Source organism: Flavobacterium sp. 2755 (genome assembly GCF_031455715.1).
In the GTDB taxonomy this organism is placed as follows: Bacteria; Bacteroidota; Bacteroidia; order Flavobacteriales; family Flavobacteriaceae; genus Flavobacterium.
The window spans coordinates 134672-156024 of record NZ_JAVDTG010000003.1 but is presented as its reverse complement, the minus strand read 5'-3'; the positions used below and the strand labels follow the sequence as shown (position 1 = coordinate 156024).

Below are 21353 nucleotides of genomic sequence, written 5' to 3'. Positions count from 1 at the left end.
CGGGGGAATAATGAAATTCAGTTTAACTATTGTTAGTTAAAAGTTTAATAATTCATTACCAGTTTCATCAATAAATTTTCTTATTCTCTTTTTTACATCACTAGAATGTTCGTTTGGTTTGTTTTTTACTAGTTTTTTTTCTAAATCTGCAATGCGAATAATTATCTCGTTTTTTTCGTGATCTAATTCTGCTTTGTATATGCTTAAATCATGAATGTGCTCATGAATTTCGTCATTTTGATGAGCATCTTTAATTAAGTTATAAATATTTCTTTCTAAATCATATCTTCGATGATTAATCTCATTAACTCTGGATTTATAATATTCAATTTCTTCACCTATTTTGACTTCATGTTGATCGTATTTAAGTTCGTTAAATCTTAATCTTTTAATTTCTTCCATTTCAGCTTTTTTCATTGCTTGAATTTCTTGTAAAGCTTTTTGGTCAATTTGCTCCTTTAGAAAAGATTGTCCATAACTTAAAAACCTTTCTGAAGAATACATATGAAAATCAACATTTGCTTGATTTTTAATTTCTTCAACAAGCTCTTGTCTTGGTCCCATATTGCGTCCGTCCTTTATTTTCCACCACCAATCTATTTTTCGTTCATCAGTAATGAGAATAACATCTTTATTTAATTCTTTAGCTTTCTCTATAACTTGTTTCCATAGAATTAAATCACCGAATTTGCGATTACCTTCTTTAGTTTTTTCATCTTCAAATCCTGGTGGAATTTTCAATTTATATCTTTCTTCACCTTCTTTATAAATCGCTTCTAGTTTTTCAATTGAAAAAGGTTCTGTAATTCTATTTTCAAAAAGTTCAGAAATTCTATTATATATTGGATCGTCTTTTAAGTAATCACAATATTTTTGTATGCTTTCTTCAACTTCCGCACTAACATCTTTAAAAACAGAATTTAAATTTTCATCAATTTTTGTTGACAGAAATGGTGGTTTATTATTAGATTGTAGATCTTTTTGTATTTGATTGATTTTATCTAAAAACTCTCTATATGCCTTGTCTTGTTCAGCAATTACTTCGTAACGATTTCTATTATATTCTAAGCCTGCTTGATGTGGCAGGTATATTTGTTTAGAAAATTTATTAATTAAATCTAATATTGTATTCCTTGTTGAGTCGGAATATCTGTACAAATTGAGTAATACATTTGTATCAAATATAATAATCCCATTTTCCCAAATTTTCTTTATTTCTGTTTCAGTTTTTTTACAGTATCCTGGAAAGGTATTTTTCATTGTATTTGATTTTTTAGTAATTGTGTCAAACTTTGAATATTTAAGAGATAAAATTTCGTATTCTTGTTTTCAAATGTATGTATTTTTTAGTGTTAATTTTTACGGATTTCCGTAGTCGATATATTTTATTAGAGGTTATACAATAAAAAAAGCGAGTAAAAATTTTTTACTCGCTTTAATCATTTATTATCCCAAGAAATCCTTCAATTCCTCATAAGTTTTAATCTTCACACTAACTTTTTCCTCATTAATAACACTTTCAATTTGTGTTGGAATAGGAAGCGTAATTCCTAAAGCAGGTTCAACAACATCTAAGAACTTAATAGGATGTGCCGTCTCTAAGAAAACACCAATTGCATTGCTGTGTTTTTCAAGTTCTTTTTTTAAACCTAAATAACCAACAGCACCGTGCGGTTCTGCGATATAACCGTCTGTGTTATAAATTTTCTTTAGAGCTTCGAGAGTTTCTTCATCAGTATAGCTATAAGAAGAAAAATCTTTTTCGAAAGCTTTTAAGTCATTATTGTACAATTCCTGAATTCTAATAAAGTTACTTGGATTTCCAACGTCCATTGCGTTAGAGATTGTTGCTTTAGAAGGTTTCGGGTCGTATTTTCCGTTTTCTAAGAATCTTGGCACTGTATCATTTACGTTTGTAGATGCTACAAAATGTTCAATTGGTAAACCTAATTTCTTTGCCATAATTCCGGCGCAGATATTCCCGAAGTTTCCGCTTGGGCAAGAGAAAACTAAAGGTTTGTTTTGACTTTTCAAAGCTTTGTAAGCAAAGAAGAAATAAAACATTTGTGGTAACCAGCGCGCAATATTAATAGAATTTGCAGAAGTCAGGTTTTTGTGCGCTAAAGTTTCATCTAAAAACGCTTTTTTTACCATATCCTGGCAATCATCAAAAACACCGTCAACTTCAAGCGCTTTAATGTTTTGACCTAAAGTAGTCAATTGTTTTTCCTGAATATCGCTCACTTTTCCTGACGGATATAAAATGACAACATCAACGCCGTCAACGCCTAAAAAACCGCTCGCAACGGCTCCGCCCGTATCTCCAGAAGTCGCTACTAAAACAGTGTTTTTAGCGTCTTTTTTATCTTTATTGAAATATCCCAGACAACGTGACATAAAACGCGCTCCAACGTCTTTAAAAGCCATTGTAGGTCCGTGAAATAATTCTAACGAATAAATTCCGTCTTCGACTTTCACAACCGGAAAATCAAAAACTAAAGTATCAGCAATGATTTCTTTTAATATTGAAGCCGGGATTTCATCGCCAACAAATTGTTTAATCGCTTCAAAAGCAATTTCTTCATTACTTAAACTTTCGATTTTATCAAAAAATGACGGATCTAAAGCCGTGATATTTTCAGGGAAATATAATCCTTTATCACTCGCTAATCCTTGTATTACGGCTTCCTGAAAAGAAACTTTTGGGGCATTATGGTTTAAACTGTAGTATTTCATTTTGATATTTTTATTTTTAAACCATATAAGTGATATAAGTTAATATAATTGCATGCGCTTTTTAGTTAAATGAACTTATATCACTTATATGGTTTGTAATATTGCTTTTAAAGAATTCTTACGCCATCAGGATTGATTTTTGAAACGTGAATTTCATACGGTAAATTCATTTTTTCGTAAACGTTGCTCATGGCTTTTGCGATTTGGTCGGCGGTATTTTTTCCTCTGCTTAAAGCGAAAATTGAAGGGCCAGAACCTGAAATTCCAGAACCTAAAGCGCCGTTTTCAAGAGCCGTTTGTTTGATTAAATCAAATCCGGGAATCAAAACGCTTCTTAAAGGTTCAACGATTTCATCATGAAGCGAACGTCCAATCAAATCGTAATCTTTTGTGTAAAGACCCGCTATAAGTCCGCCTACATTTCCCCATTGCATAATCGCGCTTTTTAGGGAAACGGTTTGTTTTAATACCGAACGTGCATCAGATGTTTTTAATTCAATTTGCGGATGAACTACCGTTGCGAATAATTCTTCTGGGCTGTCAATTCTAATAATGTCAAGCGGAGCATAACTTCTTACCAAAGTAAATCCGCCTAAAAGGGCAGGAGCAACGTTATCAGCATGAGCATTTCCACTGGCTAATTTCTCGCCCTGCATCGCAAACTGAACCAAATCTTTACGAGAATAAGGTCTTCCTAATAATTCATTAATTCCGAAAACCGCTCCGGCAGAACTTGCTGCACTACTTCCGATTCCGCTTCCGGCTTTTATGTTTTTATAAATTTCGATTTCAAATCCAAAATCCAGTTCATCTAAAGTTGCAAGCATTGCCAAAGCCGCAACTCCAGAAACGTTTTTTTCGGTTTCCAAAGGCAAATCGGCACCCACAATTTTAGTGATTCGAACTCCTTTTTGATCGACTTTTCGAACAATCATTTCATCGCCCGCATTGTCTAAGCAAAGTCCCAATACGTCAAATCCGCACGAAAGGTTTGCGATAGTTGCAGGGCAAAATAGTTTTATTTCTTTCATTTTTTTGGTTTTTGCCACGAAGGCACAAAGTCACAAAGTTTTATTTTTTAGTTTCTGAGATACTAAGTTTCTAAGATGCTAAGCATAAAAAAAACTCAGTCCCGATAGCTATCGGGATAGCGTCTTAGTGCCTTAGCGGCTACACATTTCCTATACGAATAACGTCTGCAAAAATTCCTGATGCGGTAACGGCTGCACCGGCTCCGGCGCCTTTTATCAACAAAGGCTGATCTACGTAGCGATCTGTGTAGAACAATACGATATTGTCTTTTCCTTCTAAATTATAGAAAGGATGATCTTTTGGGATGAATTGAAGGCCAACGCTTGCTTTTCCGTTTTCGAACTGCGCTACGTATTTTAATCTTGAATCTTTGGCTAAAGCTTCGTTGTAAATGCCTTCAAAATGTGCAGCGTGTTTGATTAACGAAGCAAAAAAGTCTTCGTTGTTTGTTGTTGCTAAACATTCTGCCGGTAAAAACGATTCGTTTGCAATCGCGTCAATATCCATTTCGTAGCCGCTTTCGCGAATTAGGATAAGGATTTTACGAGCCACGTCAATTCCGCTTAAGTCAATTTTTGGATCTGGTTCTGTGAATCCTTGCACTCCGGCTTCTTTAACCACATCGTGGAAAGAATTGTTTTTATCGAAATTGTTGAAAATGAAATTCAAACTTCCAGATAAAACCGCCTGAATTTTATGCACTTTATCGCCAGATGCAATAAGGTTTTTTACGGTATCAATAATTGGCAATCCCGCACCAACATTCGTTTCAAATAAAAACGGAGCGTTGTATTGGCGTGATAAACTTTTTAGTTTTTTGTAATTGTCGTACGCAGATGAACAAGCAATTTTATTACAAGTTACAACCGCAATACTTTGTTTTAAGAATTGTTCGTACGTTTCAGAAACGCTTGCATTTGCTGTAATATCAACAAAAATACTGTTACGTAAATTCAGTTCTTTTGCTCTTGCAATGAAATCTGCTGCGTTTGCAGTTTCACCATTATCTAATGCCGACTGCCATTCTTTTAAAGAAATTCCGTCTTCATCAAAAAGCATTTTTCTTGAGTTTGATAGAGCGATTACGCGAACATTAATCTTTAAATTATCTTTTAAGAATTTTCTTTGATTGTGAATTTGTTCGATGAATTTTTCGCCCACATTTCCAACTCCCATTACAAATAAATTCAGCTGTTTTGTGTTTTCTTCGAAGAAATTTTCGTGTAAAGTATTCAACGCTTTTTTAACGTCTCTTTCGTTAATTACAGTCGAGATATTTCTCTCAGAAGCACCTTGCGCAATGGCACGAATGTTTACGTTGTTTTTTCCTAAAGTGCTGAACATCCTTCCGCTTAAACCTTGGTGATTTTTCATGTTTTCACCAACCAAAGCAATAATGCAAAGGTCTTTTTCTACATAACAAGGATCGATTTTGTTTTGTGCAATTTCGATTTCAAAAGCCCTGTTAATCGCAGCTTCGGCATTATCAGCATCCGAATTTAAAATTCCGATACAAATCGAATGTTCAGAAGAAGCCTGAGTAATAAAAATTACATTGATTTTTTCCTGAGATAATACTTCAAACAAACGTCTTGAAGAACCCGCAACTCCAATCATTCCCGGACCTTCAAGTGTCAGCAATGAAATATGATCAATATGGCTGATTCCTTTTACAACAGTATCTTTTGATACAACAGTGTCAGAAATTAAAGTTCCAACTGCTTCCGGTTCAAAAGTGTTTTTAATTAAAATTGGAATGTTTTTTCTTAAAACAGGCTGAATTGTTGGCGGATATAAAACTTTGGCACCAAAATGCGATAATTCCATCGCTTCCTGATACGAAATATTCGCAATTGGCTGTGCTTGTTTTACGATTTTTGGGTTTGCAGTAAACATTCCGTTTACGTCAGTCCAGATTTCCAGTTGTTCCGCATCGATTGCTCCGGCGATAATTGCCGCAGTATAATCAGATCCGCCGCGTCCTAAAGTCGAAGTAATTCCGTCTAAAGTCTGTGCGATAAATCCCGGAAGAATATTGATTTTTGATTCATTCGAAGTAAAATATTCCTGAATCAATTGATTTGAAATTTCGAAGTTTACGGCTGCTTTTCCAAAATCAGCATTTGTTTTAATTAATTCACGGCTGTCTTTGTAAACCGCATCTTTTTCAGTTTGCTGAAAAGCCTGTGCGATGATATATGACGAAAGCAATTCTCCAAAACTTAAAATAGTATCAGCAGTTCTTGGTGATAATTCACCTAAAAGGAAACAGCCGTCTAATAAAGTTTCTAAATGGTTTATGATTCTTTTTACGTGACTTAATAAACTGCTTTGCTCGCTTACGGGAATAAGTTCTTTAAGTGTGTCAAGGTGTTTTTTCTCGATTTCGGCAACGATATCTCTAAAGCTTTCGTCGTTTGCGGCTGCTTTTGCGGCTGCTAATTGCAATAAATCAGTTACTTTACTAAGTGCAGAAACTACAACTACTACTTTATCCTGCTTTGCTTTTTGGTTAACAATTTCGAGAACGAGTTTTATATTTTGAGCATTGGCAACCGAAGTTCCGCCAAATTTTAATACTTTCATTTTTGATATTTTTTTCTTTGAATGCAATAGTTTTTATGTACCCATTACCTTTCTTCTTTTGCGAAAAAAGTATAGATAATCTGGATTATATGTAAAAATGTATACCCCTAAGGGGTAGTAGTTGTTGTAGTAGAAATTGTTGTAGCAGCAATTGCAACTCCTGTTTGAGTTGTCATTGTAGATTGATATTTTGTGCTGTTACTTTTCATTTTTGATTTTTCAAAAGTACAGATTTTTATACGAGTTAAAAATTTTGAAAGCCTTTTTACGAATATTTTAATAATTTAAATCCTTAGATTTCAATATTGAGCATTTGTTAAAATTAAAGATGTTAAGTTAGCGTTTTAATATATTTCTGATAATTTAAAATAGAAATATAGATACTTTCCCGACTAGATTTTTACTAAAAAAAGGAGCAAAAGACCGTGATAATCTACATTTTACTATTGCCAAATAAATAAAAGTAAAGATTGGGCTCTGTCGAAATTTTAATTATTGTGATAAAATGTTGCTTTTTAATATTGATTTGTTGAATTTTGACACCTTAAATTTAAAAATGTCATGAGAGATATTCATTATATAAGTACTGAAACTATTACGCTTGAAACTTTACAGGAAATTTTAGTAAATGATAAGGCACTTGAGTTATCTGAAGAAGCTAAAGTAAATGTTCAAAAATGCCGTGATTATTTAGATAAAAAAATGGCATCACTTACGACACCAATTTACGGAATCAATACTGGTTTTGGATCTTTATATAGTGTAAAAATCTCTAATGAGAATTTATCAAAACTTCAGGAAAATTTAGTAAAATCTCACGCTTGCGGAACGGGTGAGGAAGTTCCGGCAGAAATTGTAAAAATGATGCTTTTGCTTAAAATCCAATCTTTAAGCTACGGACATTCTGGAGTACAGCTTATTACACTACAGCGTCTTGTTGATTTTTATAATAATGATATTCTTCCTGTTATTTATACTCAGGGTTCACTTGGTGCTTCTGGCGATTTAGCACCTTTAGCGCATTTATCTTTACCTTTAATTGGAGAAGGAGAAGTTTATTTTGAAGGTAAAAAAGTGGCTTCTGCCGAAGTTCTAAAACATTTTAACTGGGAGCCAATTGTTTTACAGTCAAAAGAAGGTTTGGCTTTGTTAAACGGAACGCAGTTTATGAGTGCTTACGGAGCTCATATTTTAATTAAAGCATATAAATATTCGTATCTGGCAGATTTGATCGGAACAATTTCTTTGGAAGGTTTTGATGGAAGAATTGAGCCATTCAACGAATTGATACATTATATACGTCCGCATAAAGGACAAATCGTAACGGCGCAGCGTATTACTGAATTCTTAGACGGAAGCGAAATTATCGCTCAGGAAAAGAAACACGTTCAGGATCCATATTCTTTCCGTTGTATGCCGCAAGTTCACGGTGCTTCAAAAGATGCGATTGATTACGTTCGAAAAGTATTTAAGACAGAAATTAATTCGGTTACCGATAATCCCAATATATTTATTGAAGCTGATCAGATTATATCGGGAGGAAATTTCCACGGACAGCCTTTGGCATTAGCTTTAGATTTTATGGCAATTGCTTTGGCTGAATTAGGAAGTATTTCTGAAAGAAGAACATATCAGTTAATTTCCGGTTTACGTAACCTTCCGGCATTTTTGGTTGATAATCCGGGATTAAATTCTGGTTTTATGATTCCACAATATACTGCAGCAAGTATTGCCAGTCAAAACAAACAATTGGCGACTCCGGCTAGTGTGGACAGCATTGTTTCGAGTAACGGACAAGAAGATCATGTGAGCATGGGAGCCAACGGAGCGACGAAAGCCTTACGAGTTTTAGATAATTTAGAGCGTATTTTGGCTATTGAATTATTGAATGCATCTCAAGCAATTGCTTATAGAGAGCCTTTAAAATCAAGTGATTTCATCGAAATGTTCTTAAGCAGTTATAGAGAAGTTGTGCCTTTGGTTAAGGAAGATAGAATCTTACATTATGATATTGAAAACACGGTTTCGTTCCTGGAGAGTTTCCAAATAGAAAACGATTTGTTAACAATGGCTTAACATTGTAAAATATTATTGAAGTAATTTTGCACTATCAAAAATATAAAAATGTCAATAAACAGTATTTTCCAATTTTTAGTGCCGAAAGACAAGAAATTCTTTCCACTTTTTGAAGAGGCTTCAAGCAATTTAATTGAATTAGCTTCTAATTTACACGAAGCGGTAAACCTTCCATTAAAAGAAAGAGAAATTCTTTTTCAAAAGATTGACGAATTAGAGCAAAAAGGGGAAGACATTACACGTCAGACCAATTTGGAATTGAGCAGAAACTTTATCACTCCATTTGACAGAGAGGATATTCATACATTAATTACTTCTATCGATAACGTTGCTGATTACCTTCATGGTGCAGCAAGCCGTATGAGATTGTATCAGGTTGATAAGATTACAAAATCTATCAGAAAGATGACAGAAATTAACCTTGAGGCTTGTCAAAACATTGACAGTGCTGTAAAAGAGTTAAGAAATTTACAGAATTTTAAAATCATTAAAGATGCTTGTGCCAGAATTAATAAACTGGAAAATAAATCTGATAATGTATATAACAAAGCAGTTTTTGAAATTTTTGAAAACGAAACAGACGCTAAAAATATCATTAAATATAAAGAAGTGTTATCTGTTTTAGAATCAGCAACAGACAAATGTAAGAGTGTTGCGAACATACTAGAATCTATTTCTGTAAAACATTCTTAATTCAATCTTTCATTCTGAAGTTATAATTTTATGACGCTACTTATATTAATTATAGTATTAGCCTTAATTTTTGATTACATCAATGGTTTTCATGATGCGGCAAATGCTATAGCGACTGTTGTTGCTACAAAGGTTTTAACGCCTTTTCAGGCCGTTCTTTGGGCAGCATTTTTTAACTTTTTAGCTTATTGGGTTTTCGGATTTGGTGTTGCAGATACTGTTGCAAAAACAGCGCACACAATGGAAATTAACCTGGTTGTAATTCTTGCCGGGGTTATTGCGGCAATTTGCTGGAATTTATTGACTTGGTGGTTAGGAATTCCTTCAAGTTCTTCTCATACATTAATTGGAGGTTTTGCCGGAGCAGCGGTTGCGCATGCTATTGCAGTTCATGGTTTTTCTGGTTATGTTGGCGAGGATGGAGCAACACATTATTGGTATCAAATTGTAAGCTGGTATAAGGCCGGAAAAGATGGTGGAATGCCTTCTGGGGTTCTTATTATTATCGCCTTTATTGTTTTAGCACCTTTATTAGGAGCTTTGGCATCGTATTTAATTTCGATTTGGTTATTAAATGCTTCTCGTAAAAGTATTTGGCCTAAAATCTTTACTGTAGCCTTAATGATTGCAACAGTTTGGTTTGTATATTCACAAATGGTTCCTTATGAAGAAATTTTAGAGCATGGAAAACCTCGTTTTGATTCTCATTTTTGGAGCGTAGCTTTTGATCCTCATAATATTAAATGGTTTTTAGTAGCCTTTATTATTTTAACTGTAAGTGCATTTTGTTTGATATTTAGCAGTTTAAATCTTCATCAGGCTGATGCTGCTTTGAAAAAAATGCAATTATTATCTTCTGCGGCTTTCAGTTTGGGTCACGGAGGAAATGATTCTCAAAAAGTAATGGGTATTATCGCTGCTGCTGTAGCGGTTTACATCAATACAAATCCGGGAGTTCACATGGCTTCTTGGTTAGATGTTGTGCTGCCAAATGATGATTTGGGAATAAAAGGAGTAATGCCGGGCTGGATTCCGTTAGCTTGTTATTCTGCAATTGCAGCGGGAACTTTAAGTGGTGGATGGAAAATTGTAAAAACAATGGGTTCTAAAATCACAAAAGTAAGTTCATTTGAAGGAGTTGCTGCTGAAACCGCTGGAGCTTTAACGCTTTATTTTACAGAGCATTTAAAAATTCCGGTAAGTACAACACATACCATTACAGGATCTATTATTGGTGTTGGATTAACAAAACGTGTTTCTGCAGTTCGCTGGGGAGTTACCGTAAGTTTAGTTTGGGCTTGGATTCTAACTATCCCAATTTCAGCAATATTAGCAGGTTTGGTTTATTTTATACTAAGTTTGTTTATTTCGTAAAATGATTAAAATAAAATGTGAGATGTAAATCGCATTTTGTCAACATAATTAAAAAAGCCGATTTCAATTTGAAATCGGCTTTTTTATTGCGGATAGTTTACAAATGAAAAATGTCTGTAAATGATGTTTTTAAAATTTTTAGCAGTCATTTTTAATATTCTATAAATTGATATTTGCAGAATTATTAAATATGTAAACTCATTGTCTAAGGTGTTGAAATACATTAAAATGAGTTTTAAAAACTGCTAATTCCAATTGATACACATCTTCAAAAACAATAAATTTTCGCAGCTATTTTTTTTACTTGTATTTTTTTTACTTTTCGCTTGCAAAAAAGAGGATGATATAAGAAAAATCCGCTTGAAAGTAGATCAAAAAAAAGTAACCAGTAATCCAAATGAGGAATCGGATATAATTTCCTGTTTTATAAAAGAATCTGTTAGCAGATCTTTGAAAGGGATAGATACGAATAAGCTAAAATATTATACGGTAGAGAGAAACGATACTATTTTAGTAATTGCTAAGGTTACTGATATTATGGGAATCCAAAAGTCTTCCCGAAAAAAAATGTTATTTGCAATAAATGACTGCTTAATTTCTTCTGAAAGATATTATATGAAAAAGATTTACATTGATGTCGAAGGAAATTTTAGCACTCTGTTAGTAAAAACACCTATGAGATATGATTTAGACGGCAGGTTTGCAGATGAGGATTTACTCTTGTCATTTTATGGTAAATCAAAAATTCCTTTTAAGAAATAAGAAATAAAGTTTTTTGTTTCTTTTTAATTAAAATTCTGCAGGCTTTTGTGATTGTGTTTTCGTTTATAATGCGTTTGTTTTAATTTTTCCTGATCTTCAGAAATTATGCTGATTGTGCCGTCAATCTCTAACATTGCTAATTTTACATTTTTAAAAAATTCGATTCCGTGTTCTCTCATGGCTTCTTTTAGTTCTTCATCAGAAATGTCTAATTTACTTAAAGCTTTAAAATCGAGTTTTCCGTCGTGAATTAATACTTCAGGTTTATCCAATAACAAATCACTAAAAATTTTGTATTTATGGGTTAATTTTTTGATAATAAAATTGATTACAAATAATACTAATGCAGCAATTAAACCTCCTGAAAGGCTTGTGTCTGGACCAACCATTGCATTTTGAACGGAATTACTAATTAGTAAAATTAGAATAATATCTGCCGTATTTAATTGTGAAAGTTCTTTTTTACCAAAAACGCGTAAGGCAATTGTCATAAAAAAATAGACGGCAACGCTTCTTAATATGATATCTAAATAGGAGAAAAGCATGTTTTTTATTTTAAAGTTTAAAAAAAACTTTGTCAAAGTTTTAAAACTTTGACAAAGCTGCTAAATTATTTATGTGGTATTAAGTTTAGATGAACTTAACCAGAACATTTGACCCAAATATTTTTAGTGTCAATGATTTTCCAAATAGTATCTTTTTTTTCTAAGTATATTGATACTCCATTTGTTAATTCTTTTGAATAACAATCAATTTCCATGTAGGCTTTTTTGTTGTCTTCAGAAAATATTGGAATTGATAATATTATGTAATCGTTAGCTTTATCTATTTCTGATACTGGAATTATTTTTAGCTTTTTTGATATCTTTTGAGGTAATGTATATTTTAAAAAGCATTTATTCTGTTCCTCAAAATTTATTGAATCTTTGAAGCTGAATATTTTTTGTCCTTTCAGATTAGCGTTCAATAACATTTGGATATAAATTTCTGTGTTTTGGAGAATAATTGGTAACCTCGGTGGAAGTTTTACAACTGATAGTTTTGTAGGCTTTGCGTATATGTCCTCAGTGCTGATTTTAAGTTTCTTGAAACTGTTGCAAACTGCGTAAGAGTCTTTAGAATTCTCAATACGGTTTTGTTTAATAAAAGTTTCTACGATTTTATCAGTTTCAATCTTTCTAATTTTTTCATTATCAAGACAATCATTTTTATTGCAGCTTGTTATAATTAAAATTAGAAAGATTGTGATTTTTTTCATTGATAGAATATTAAAAAAAGCTTCTGATTATAGTTTAAAATTCTTTTCAATTGCTTTGATCATTTCTCCGGCAATATCTTTATTTGTTGCGCCTTCGATTCCTTCAAGACCCGGTGAAGAGTTTACTTCCAATAATAATGGCCCTTTTGAAGAACGAATAATATCAACACCAGCTACTTTTAAATCCATAGCTTTTGCAGCCTTAATAGCGATCTTCTTCTCTTCGGCAGTTACTTTGATTACAGATGCTGTTCCGCCAAGGTGAATATTGGCTCTGAATTCTCCCGGCATTGCTTCACGCTGAATTGCGGCAACCACTTTTCCGTCAATTACAAAGCAGCGAATATCTTTTCCGTTTGCTTCTTTAATAAATTCCTGAACTAAAATATTGGCATTTAAGCTTTTAAAAGCATTGATTACACTTTCTGCTGCTTTTTTGGTTTCGGCCAAAACAACCCCTTTTCCCTGCGTTCCTTCTAATAATTTGACAATTAGAGGAGAACCTCCAACCATCTTAATTAAATCGTCTGTATCCAGCGGAGAATTAGCAAAACCTGTTGTTGGGATATCAATACCGCTATTTAAAAGCAATTGCAGTGAATATAATTTATCTCTTGATTGTGTTATGGCTGTAGCTGAATTTAAAACGAAAACTTTCAATGCTTCAAACTGACGTGTTAAAGCACAGCCGTAAAAAGTTATGCTTGGTCGAATTCGGGGAATAATAGCATCAAACTGATTTAAGATTTTTCCGCCTCTGTAATGAATCTCAGGAGTTTTAGCGTCGAGTTTCATGTAACATTCTTTGATGTTCAAAAAATGCATTTCATGACCGCGCATTTCGCCAGCTTCCATGATTCTTTTATTGCTGTACAATTCCGGATTACTGGCTAAAAGACCAATTCGCAAACCAGAACTTGCTTTTTCTGAGTTTTGGTATAATTCTTTTAAAGCTTCACTTGTCGGCTGTCCAAGTAAGTATTTTTCTTCCGGATCAACCAATACACGTCCGCTCATGGCTTCGCGTCCTAAAAGCATACGGAAACCCATTGAATCACGATTAGTCAAAGTCATTTCTATTGGCCATTTTGAATCGCCAATTCTAATATTGGTCTGAATTACATAACGGTGTTCTCTAAAACCGCTTGAACTTTTTACAATTCTTTTATCAACAAGCGGAGCTTCGCAATGAATGATGGTTTTGATATTATTTTGAATTGGATTAATGTCAAACTTAACCCAATTAGCATCATTTTTTATAAAAGGAGCTATGTTGATAGCGTGCATTGCCGAAGTTTTGGCACCAGAATCGACACGAGCCTTAATTGTCGGGATTCCAAGTTCTGGAAATGCGCACCATTCTTCGCTGCCTAAAATGACTTTGTTTTGAAGCATACTTTGTTTTATTTATTATAGAATTTAAATTCAAAAATAGCTATTTGCTTTTACTAAAGATAGTAAATTATCCAAAAAAAACACCCGTTAAGTTATGAAAACGTAACGGGTGGATTATTTTTGTTATAAATTTTAAGTAATTTATTGATTTGTCGGCTCTTCGGCTTTGTGAATTTCTACCGAAAGTTCTTGCGAATCTTCTTTTAAATCCATCATGATTTCATCGCCTGAATGTATTTTCGAAGTGATGATTTCTTCTGCTAACAAATCTTCAACATATTTCTGAATTGCTCTTTTCAGCGGTCTTGCTCCAAATTGTTTATCAAAACCTTTTTCGGCAATAAATGCTTTAGCTTTGTCTGTTAAACTTAATTTGTAACCAAGTTCAGCAATACGAGAATAAAGTTTTTTCAATTCGATTTCGATAATCAAATCGATATCTCCTTTTTCTAAACTGTTGAATACAATTACATCGTCAATTCTGTTTAAGAATTCAGGAGCAAAAGTTTTTTTCAATGCATTTTCGATAATGCTTTTTGAGTTTTCATCGGCCTGAGCCACTTTTGCAGCAGTTCCGAATCCAACGCCTTGTCCGAAGTCTTTTAACTGACGTGCTCCAACGTTAGATGTCATGATAATAATAGTGTTTTTAAAGTCAATTTTACGACCTAAACTATCTGTTAAATATCCATCATCTAAAACTTGTAACATCATGTTAAACACATCTGGATGCGCTTTTTCGATCTCATCTAAAAGTACAACGCAATATGGTTTTCTACGAACTTTTTCAGTTAATTGTCCACCTTCTTCGTAACCTACATATCCCGGAGGCGCTCCAACTAAACGAGAAATAGCAAATTTTTCCATGTATTCGCTCATGTCGATACGAACTAACGCATCTTCAGAATCGAATAATTCTTTTGCTAAAACTTTCGCTAATTGTGTTTTACCAACTCCAGTCTGACCTAAGAAAATGAATGAACCAATTGGTTTATTTGGATCTTTAAGTCCGGCTCTGTTACGTTGAATAGAACGTGCAATTTTAAGAACAGCTTCATTTTGACCAATTACTTTGTTCTGAATCAATTCAGGTAATTGCGCTAATTTGTTGCTTTCTGTTTGTGCAATTCTATTTACTGGGATTCCTGTCATCATAGAAACAACATCGGCTACATTATCTTCTGTAACTTCAATTCTGTTGTTTTTAGAATCTTCTTCCCATTGTTCTTGTGCAACAGCTAGATCTTTTTCAATGCGTTTTTCATCATCGCGAAGTTTGGCAGCTTCTTCATATTTTTGTTTTTTAACTACCATGTTTTTCATTTCGCGAACTTCTTCTAACTGACGTTCTAAATCCAAAATTTGTTTTGGAACATCAATATTAGTAATGTGAACACGAGATCCGGCCTCATCCATTGCATCGATAGCTTTGTCTGGTAAGAAACGCTCAGACATATATCTGTTCGTTAACTTCACACAAGCCTCAATTGCTTCCTGTGTATAAGTAACATTATGGTGGTCTTCGTATTTGTCTTTTACGTTGTTCAAAATCGCGATTGTTTCTTCAACAGAAGTTGGCTCAACAATTACTTTTTGAAAACGTCTTTCTAAAGCACCGTCTTTTTCAATATATTGTCTGTACTCGTCAAGAGTTGTAGCACCAATACATTGTATTTCTCCTCTTGCTAATGCAGGTTTGAACATGTTTGAAGCATCAAGTGAACCTGTTGCTCCTCCAGCTCCTACTATAGTATGGATTTCGTCAATAAAAAGAATAATGTCATCGTTTTTCTCCAGCTCGTTCATTACGGCTTTCATTCTTTCTTCAAACTGGCCTCTGTATTTTGTTCCGGCAACTAAACTTGCCAAATCCAATGTTACAACACGTTTGTGAAAAAGAATACGAGATACTTTCTTCTGGATAATGCGTAAAGCAAGTCCTTCTGCAATAGCAGATTTACCAACTCCTGGCTCTCCAATAAGAAGTGGATTGTTCTTTTTTCTTCGGCTTAAAATTTGAGAAACGCGTTCAATTTCTTTTTCGCGTCCTACTACAGGATCTAGTTTTCCTTCTTCGGCCATTTCTGTTAAATCTCTCCCAAAATTATCTAAAACCGGCGTTTTAGATTTTTTGTTTGACTTATTGGCTGGATTATTAAAACTACTTTCCTTTAGACTGTCATCTTGTCCTGAATCGTCATTGTACGATTCGTTTCTTGGCAAGTTTTCTAAGAATTCTTCTTCGTTTGGCGTCATGTTTAAATATTGTTCTTTAGCTATGTCATAATCTATTTTTAGCTTATTCAACAGCTTGGTTGTTGGATCGTTTTCGTTTCGTAAGATACATAAAAGCAAGTGAGCTGTGCTAATCGACGAACTTTGAAATACTTTAGCTTCTAGAAAAGTGGTCTTCAGTGCCCTTTCGGCCTGTCGGGTCAGATGAAGGTTTTTCTTTTCGGCATTTACCTCAACGCTCTGGTTGGCTGGACTCAGTATTTCTACCTTCCTGCGTAAATGGTCTAAATCGACTGCTAGGTTATTAAGTATATGAATAGCTTTTCCGTTACCATCTCTTAAAATGCCCAGCATTAGATGCTCAGTACCAATAAAGTCGTGTCCTAAACGAAGGGCTTCTTCCTTACTGTATGTAATAACATCTTTTACTCTTGGTGAAAAATTATCATCCATAATATATAATTGGTATTGTAAATTTAATGAATTACAGTTTGAAAAACAAAAACCATACCCATCGAGAACTACTGTCAGCTAATTGACAAAAAAAATAACAATAAAAGCGTTAAAAAACGCTTAATTTATTAACTAAAAGCTAAAATAAAGTTGTTAATAAATCATTTAAATAAGTGTAAGGAAATAGCTGAAAAAAATTTAAAAAAACGTATCTTGGCACGCTTTGAAACTAAATAATTATTTAAACATAACAACTTATGTCTGAAGGAGAAAAGTTAATTCCTATTAACATTGAAGATGAAATGAAATCAGCTTACATCGATTATTCGATGTCAGTAATTGTATCGAGAGCGCTTCCTGATGTTAGAGATGGCTTGAAACCAGTACATCGAAGAGTTCTTTACGGAATGTATGATTTAGGTGTAACTTCAAGATCTGCCCACAAAAAATCTGCGAGAATCGTAGGAGAGGTTTTGGGTAAGTATCACCCACACGGAGATACCTCAGTTTATGACGCAATGGTGCGTATGGCTCAGGAGTGGAGTATGCGTTATTTATTAGTTGATGGTCAGGGTAACTTTGGTTCTGTCGATGGTGACAGTCCGGCAGCAATGCGTTATACTGAGGCCAGAATGCGCAAAATCTCAGAAGATATTATGGCAGATATCGAAAAAGAAACAGTTGATTTTCAATTGAACTTTGACGATACTTTATATGAGCCAAAAGTAATGCCTACGAGAGTTCCTACCTTATTAGTTAATGGAGCAACAGGTATTGCAGTAGGTATGGCAACTAATATGCCGCCGCACAATTTAACAGAAGTTATTAACGGAACATTAGCGTACCTTGATAATAATGATATCGAAGTTGACGAATTAATGACGCATATTAAAGCTCCTGATTTTCCAACGGGTGGTGTAATATATGGTTATGAAGGCGTTCGCGAAGCTTTTAAAACTGGTAGAGGGCGTATTGTTATGCGTGCTAAAGTTGGTTTTGAAGAAGTTGACGGTAGAGAATGTATTATTGTTACCGAGATTCCATATCAGGTTAACAAAGCCGAAATGATTAAACGTACGGCTGATTTAGTTAATGATAAAAAAATAGATGGTATTGCCAACATTCGTGACGAGTCTGATAGAAACGGTATGCGTATCGTTTATATCTTAAAACGTGACGCTACGCCAAACGTAGTATTGAATACCTTATATAAATTCACTTCATTACAATCTTCTTTTAGTGTAAATAATATTGCACTTGTAAAAGGACGCCCTCAAATGTTGAATCTTAAAGATATGATTCACTACTTTATTGAGCACCGTCATGATGTTGTAGTTCGTAGAACACAATTTGAATTACGTAAGGCAGAAGAAAGAGCGCATATTTTAGAAGGATTAATTATTGCTTCTGATAATATTGATGAAGTAATTGCGATAATCAGAGGTTCTAAAAATACGGAAGAAGCCCGTGAGAAATTAATCGAAAGATTCAGTTTGTCAGATATTCAGGCTCGTGCCATTGTTGAAATGCGTTTGCGTCAGTTAACAGGTCTGGAGCAAGATAAGTTAAGAGCTGAGTTTGAAGAATTAATGAAATTAATCGAACACTTAAAAGCTTTATTAGCAGACGTTAATTTAAGAACTAACTTAATTAAGGAAGAACTTGAAGAAATTCGTGAGAAATACGGAGACGAACGTCGTTCTACTATTGAATATTCTGGTGGAGATGTAAGTATCGAAGATTTAATTGCTGATGAAAATGTGGTTATTACAATTTCGCATGCGGGTTATATTAAGCGTACGAACTTAACAGAATATAAAACTCAAAATAGAGGCGGAGTAGGTCAAAAAAGCGCCGGAACAAGAGATCAGGATTTCCTTGAACATATGTTCGTTGCGACAAACCACCAATATATGATGTTCTTTACCCAAAAAGGAAAATGTTTCTGGATGCGTGTTTATGAAATTCCGGAAGGAAGTAAAACTGCTAAAGGTAGAGCAATTCAAAACTTAGTAAATATTGAAAGCGACGATAAAGTAAAAGCTTTCATTTGTACACAAGACTTAAAAGACAAAGATTATATCAATACGCATAACCTTGTAATGGTTACGAAACAAGGACAGGTTAAGAAAACTTCTTTAGAGAAATATTCTAAACCTCGTGTAAATGGAGTTGCTGCTATTACTATTAAAGAAGGTGATGAATTACTTGAAGCTAAATTAACTGACGGAGAAAGCCAAATTATCCTGGCAGTTAAGTCTGGTAAATTAGTTCGTTTTGAAGAAACAAAAACACGTCCGATGGGAAGAACAGCTTCTGGAGTTCGTGGAATTTCTTTAAAAGATGATACTGATGAAGTAATTGGTATGGTTACTGTTGGTAAAAATGATGTTGCTGATTCTCAAATATTAGTTGTAACTGAAAATGGATACGGAAAACGTACCAAATTAGTTGATGACGATGGAGAAGATGTATACAGAATTACAAACCGTGGAGGTAAAGGGGTTAAAACTCTTAATATCACGGAGAAAACAGGAAAATTAATTTCGATTAATGCCGTTACAGATTCTGATGATTTAATGATCATCAACAAATCTGGACTAACAATTAGAATGGCAATTGAGGATTTGCGTGTTATGGGACGTGCTACTCAAGGTGTTAGATTGATTAACCTAAAAGGTAAAGATTCTATCGCTGCTGTTACAAAAGTTATGAAAGACGATGCAGAAGAAGTTATTGTAGATGAAGATGGTAATGTTGTCGAATCTGCAATTGAAAGAGTTAAGCCGGATCTTGATGAAGTTCTTGAAGATGATGGAACTGCAGAAGATGACGATGATGACGCTGATGATGTAGTGGAAGACGAAGACGACTCTGAAGAGGAAGAATCTGAAGAATAGAGATAAAACCACAAGAAAATTAAATTAAATATACAAATTGAACATTATGAAAAGTAAATATGTTATACTAGCGTCAGCATTACTGATTTCTGTAGCTACATTTGCTCAAAAAGATCAGATTAAAAATGCTGAAAAAGCATTGAAAAGCGGCGATGCACAAGGAGCTCTTGCACAGTTAAAAGATGCAGAGAACTCTATAGTGAATGCAAAAGATACAGAGCAGGCTCAATATTATTTTGTACAAGGGAATGCTTATTTAGACCTTGCAACTAAAAAAGTTGAAGAAAGTAAAAACTTAAGTGCAGCAGCTGACAGCTATAAAAAATTAATCGATGTTGAAAATGCATCTGGAAAACAGAAATATTCAACTCAGGCAGCAGCTTCGATTACAAATATCAAAGGTTTGTTGATTAATTCAGCTATTGCTGATACTCAAAACAACAAAAATGTAGAAGGTGCTAAAAAATTGTATGATGCCTATTTGTTAGATAAGAATGATACAATCAATCTTTATTACTCAGCTTCTACAGCTGTAAATGGTCAAGATTATGACGTTGCGCTTTCTAGATATGAAGAGTTGAAAAAATTAAACTATTCTGGTAAAGGAACTTTATATTTAGCTACAAATAAAGCTAGTGGAAATGAAGATAACTTTGCTAATGCAAAAGATAGAGATTTAGCTGTAAAATTAGGAACTCATGAAAAACCTAAAACAGAAGCAATTCCTTCAAAAAGAGGTGAAATCTATAAAAACTTAGCATTGATTTTAGTTCAAAAAGGAAAAATCGAGGATGCTAAAAAAGCAATTGCTGATGCTAGAAAAACAAATCCGGAAGATTCATCATTACTTTTAACAGAAGCTAACTTATACCTTGAGACGAAAGATTTCGAACAGTATAAAAAATTAGTTGGTGAAGCATTACAAAAAGATCCAAACAATGCTGATTTATTATTCAATTTAGGTGTTATTAGTGCAAATGCAAAAAATGAGGCTGACGCTGAGAAATACTATTTAAAAGCTATCGAAATCAATCCTAACTATACTAATGCATACCTTAACCTTGCTGCATTAAAATTAGAAGCTGAAAAACCAATCATTGACGAAATGAATAAATTGGGTACTTCTGCAAAAGATATGAAACGTTATGACGTTTTAAAAGCGCAAAGAGAAGGTGTTTTTAAAGGTGTTATTCCTTACCTTAAAAAAGCAAATGAATTAGATCCTAAAAACGAAGATGTTGCTAAAACATTATTAGGAGTTTATAAAGCATTAGAAATGACTGCTGAAGCAAAAGCTTTAAAAGCAACAATGAACTAATATTAGTCATTTCATTATATAAAAAAACCATCCTGTAAAACAGGATGGTTTTTTTTATGCTTAGAAAATAGACTTAACTCACTAATGTAGCAGATAAAGTTATAGTTGTATTTAAAAGCTTTGAAATCGGGCAGATTTCTTTTGCTTTTGCAGCAGTTTTTTCAAATTCTTCTGCAGATATAGAAGGCACTTTTCCTTTTAAATCTAAATGAATTAAAGTTATCGTTCCGTCTTCAAAAGTTACTGTAGCTTCTGTAGACAAATCATCTGCAGTAAAACCTCCTTCGTTAAGCAAAAAGCTTAACTGCATTGTAAAACAGCCAGAATGCGCTGCTGCAACTAATTCTTCAGGGTTTGTTCCAACTCCGTCTGCAAATCTTGTTTTAAAAGACAATTGTGCGTTATCTAATGTTGTACTTTGTGTACTTATAGTTCCTTTTCCTTCCATGCCGGTTCCTTTCCAGTTGGCATTTGCTTTTCGTGTAAATTTCATGTTCTTCTTATTTAAAAATTAGTATTAAATGTTATTTGTTTG

15 protein-coding genes are annotated in these 21353 nt (G+C 33.7%); 6 read left to right on the top strand and 9 right to left on the bottom strand.

All coding sequences use genetic code 11. The features are described 5' to 3' along the window. Positions 1 to 36: 36 nt before the first annotated feature. The 4 genes from J2Y38_RS07920 to thrA all read right to left on the bottom strand — a co-directional run bounded on the left by J2Y38_RS07920 (position 37) and on the right by thrA (position 6354). Positions 37 to 1260, bottom strand: a complete 1224-nt coding sequence (locus J2Y38_RS07920; protein WP_309841093.1) for a PIN domain-containing protein — start codon at positions 1258 to 1260, stop codon at positions 37 to 39. Between the two features lie 186 nt (positions 1261 to 1446). Next, positions 1447 to 2736, bottom strand: a complete 1290-nt coding sequence (gene thrC / locus J2Y38_RS07915) for a threonine synthase (RefSeq protein WP_309841091.1) — start codon at positions 2734 to 2736, stop codon at positions 1447 to 1449. 107 nt (positions 2737 to 2843) lie between these two features. Further along, the gene (locus J2Y38_RS07910) at positions 2844 to 3767 is read right to left on the bottom strand and encodes a homoserine kinase (protein ID WP_309841090.1); all 924 of its coding nucleotides are present in this window, start codon (positions 3765 to 3767) and stop codon (positions 2844 to 2846) included. A 139-nt stretch (positions 3768 to 3906) separates the two neighbouring features. Then, the gene (gene thrA, locus J2Y38_RS07905) at positions 3907 to 6354 is read right to left on the bottom strand and encodes a bifunctional aspartate kinase/homoserine dehydrogenase I (protein ID WP_309841088.1); all 2448 of its coding nucleotides are present in this window, start codon (positions 6352 to 6354) and stop codon (positions 3907 to 3909) included. A 561-nt stretch (positions 6355 to 6915) separates the two neighbouring features. Between thrA and hutH the strand changes: the two genes are divergently transcribed. From hutH to J2Y38_RS07885, 4 genes are all read left to right on the top strand, one after another. After that, the gene (hutH, locus tag J2Y38_RS07900; protein WP_309841085.1) at positions 6916 to 8430 is read left to right on the top strand and encodes a histidine ammonia-lyase; all 1515 of its coding nucleotides are present in this window, start codon (positions 6916 to 6918) and stop codon (positions 8428 to 8430) included. 48 nt (positions 8431 to 8478) lie between these two features. Then, the gene (locus J2Y38_RS07895) at positions 8479 to 9123 is read left to right on the top strand and encodes a DUF47 domain-containing protein (protein WP_012024643.1); all 645 of its coding nucleotides are present in this window, start codon (positions 8479 to 8481) and stop codon (positions 9121 to 9123) included. Between the two features lie 30 nt (positions 9124 to 9153). Then, on the top strand, positions 9154 to 10497 hold the full coding sequence (locus tag J2Y38_RS07890) for an inorganic phosphate transporter (RefSeq protein WP_309841084.1): 1344 nt from the start codon (positions 9154 to 9156) through the stop codon (positions 10495 to 10497). Between the two features lie 360 nt (positions 10498 to 10857). Next, positions 10858 to 11259 carry a hypothetical protein gene (locus tag J2Y38_RS07885; RefSeq protein WP_309841082.1) on the top strand — a complete coding sequence of 134 codons (402 nt, stop codon included), beginning with the start codon at positions 10858 to 10860 and terminating at the stop codon, positions 11257 to 11259. Between the two features lie 23 nt (positions 11260 to 11282). Here J2Y38_RS07885 and J2Y38_RS07880 read toward each other — a convergent pair whose 3' ends face one another. From J2Y38_RS07880 to J2Y38_RS07865, 4 genes are all read right to left on the bottom strand, one after another. Next, on the bottom strand, positions 11283 to 11804 hold the full coding sequence (locus J2Y38_RS07880; protein ID WP_309841081.1) for a YetF domain-containing protein: 522 nt from the start codon (positions 11802 to 11804) through the stop codon (positions 11283 to 11285). A gap of 95 nt (positions 11805 to 11899) precedes the next feature. Beyond that, positions 11900 to 12517, bottom strand: coding sequence for a hypothetical protein (locus tag J2Y38_RS07875; protein WP_309841080.1), 618 nt, complete (start codon positions 12515 to 12517; stop codon positions 11900 to 11902). A gap of 27 nt (positions 12518 to 12544) precedes the next feature. Continuing rightward, complete coding sequence (rimK, locus tag J2Y38_RS07870; RefSeq protein WP_053473562.1) at positions 12545 to 13912, bottom strand: 30S ribosomal protein S6--L-glutamate ligase; 1368 nt, start codon at positions 13910 to 13912, stop codon at positions 12545 to 12547. A 141-nt stretch (positions 13913 to 14053) separates the two neighbouring features. Continuing rightward, positions 14054 to 16600, bottom strand: a complete 2547-nt coding sequence (locus J2Y38_RS07865) for an ATP-dependent Clp protease ATP-binding subunit (protein WP_309841078.1) — start codon at positions 16598 to 16600, stop codon at positions 14054 to 14056. 257 nt (positions 16601 to 16857) lie between these two features. On the opposite strand from J2Y38_RS07865, the gene gyrA reads away from it, so the two are divergent. Together gyrA and J2Y38_RS07855 are read left to right on the top strand one after the other, a co-directional pair. Continuing rightward, complete coding sequence (gene gyrA / locus J2Y38_RS07860; RefSeq protein WP_309841077.1) at positions 16858 to 19500, top strand: DNA gyrase subunit A; 2643 nt, start codon at positions 16858 to 16860, stop codon at positions 19498 to 19500. Between the two features lie 46 nt (positions 19501 to 19546). Next, positions 19547 to 20818, top strand: a complete 1272-nt coding sequence (locus J2Y38_RS07855) for a tetratricopeptide repeat protein (protein ID WP_309841076.1) — start codon at positions 19547 to 19549, stop codon at positions 20816 to 20818. Between the two features lie 73 nt (positions 20819 to 20891). Here J2Y38_RS07855 and J2Y38_RS07850 read toward each other — a convergent pair whose 3' ends face one another. Next, positions 20892 to 21311 (bottom strand): OsmC family protein, encoded by a 420-nt coding sequence (locus J2Y38_RS07850; protein ID WP_073482369.1) that lies wholly within the window; start codon positions 21309 to 21311, stop codon positions 20892 to 20894. Between the last annotated feature and the right edge of the window lie 42 nt (positions 21312 to 21353).

Bases quoted from the DNA above. Each gene is read 5' to 3' on its own strand.
- J2Y38_RS07920 (WP_309841093.1), bottom strand. From the start codon at position 1,260: ATGAAAAATACCTTTCCAGGATACTGTAAAAAAACTGAAACAGAAATA.
- thrC (WP_309841091.1), bottom strand. From the start codon at position 2,736: ATGAAATACTACAGTTTAAACCATAATGCCCCAAAAGTTTCTTTTCAG.
- J2Y38_RS07910 (WP_309841090.1), bottom strand. From the start codon at position 3,767: ATGAAAGAAATAAAACTATTTTGCCCTGCAACTATCGCAAACCTTTCG.
- thrA (WP_309841088.1), bottom strand. From the start codon at position 6,354: ATGAAAGTATTAAAATTTGGCGGAACTTCGGTTGCCAATGCTCAAAAT.
- hutH (WP_309841085.1), top strand. From the start codon at position 6,916: ATGAGAGATATTCATTATATAAGTACTGAAACTATTACGCTTGAAACT.
- J2Y38_RS07895 (WP_012024643.1), top strand. From the start codon at position 8,479: ATGTCAATAAACAGTATTTTCCAATTTTTAGTGCCGAAAGACAAGAAA.
- J2Y38_RS07890 (WP_309841084.1), top strand. From the start codon at position 9,154: ATGACGCTACTTATATTAATTATAGTATTAGCCTTAATTTTTGATTAC.
- J2Y38_RS07880 (WP_309841081.1), bottom strand. From the start codon at position 11,804: ATGCTTTTCTCCTATTTAGATATCATATTAAGAAGCGTTGCCGTCTAT.
- J2Y38_RS07875 (WP_309841080.1), bottom strand. From the start codon at position 12,517: ATGAAAAAAATCACAATCTTTCTAATTTTAATTATAACAAGCTGCAAT.
- rimK (WP_053473562.1), bottom strand. From the start codon at position 13,912: ATGCTTCAAAACAAAGTCATTTTAGGCAGCGAAGAATGGTGCGCATTT.
- J2Y38_RS07865 (WP_309841078.1), bottom strand. From the start codon at position 16,600: ATGGATGATAATTTTTCACCAAGAGTAAAAGATGTTATTACATACAGT.
- gyrA (WP_309841077.1), top strand. From the start codon at position 16,858: ATGTCTGAAGGAGAAAAGTTAATTCCTATTAACATTGAAGATGAAATG.
- J2Y38_RS07855 (WP_309841076.1), top strand. From the start codon at position 19,547: ATGAAAAGTAAATATGTTATACTAGCGTCAGCATTACTGATTTCTGTA.
- J2Y38_RS07850 (WP_073482369.1), bottom strand. From the start codon at position 21,311: ATGAAATTTACACGAAAAGCAAATGCCAACTGGAAAGGAACCGGCATG.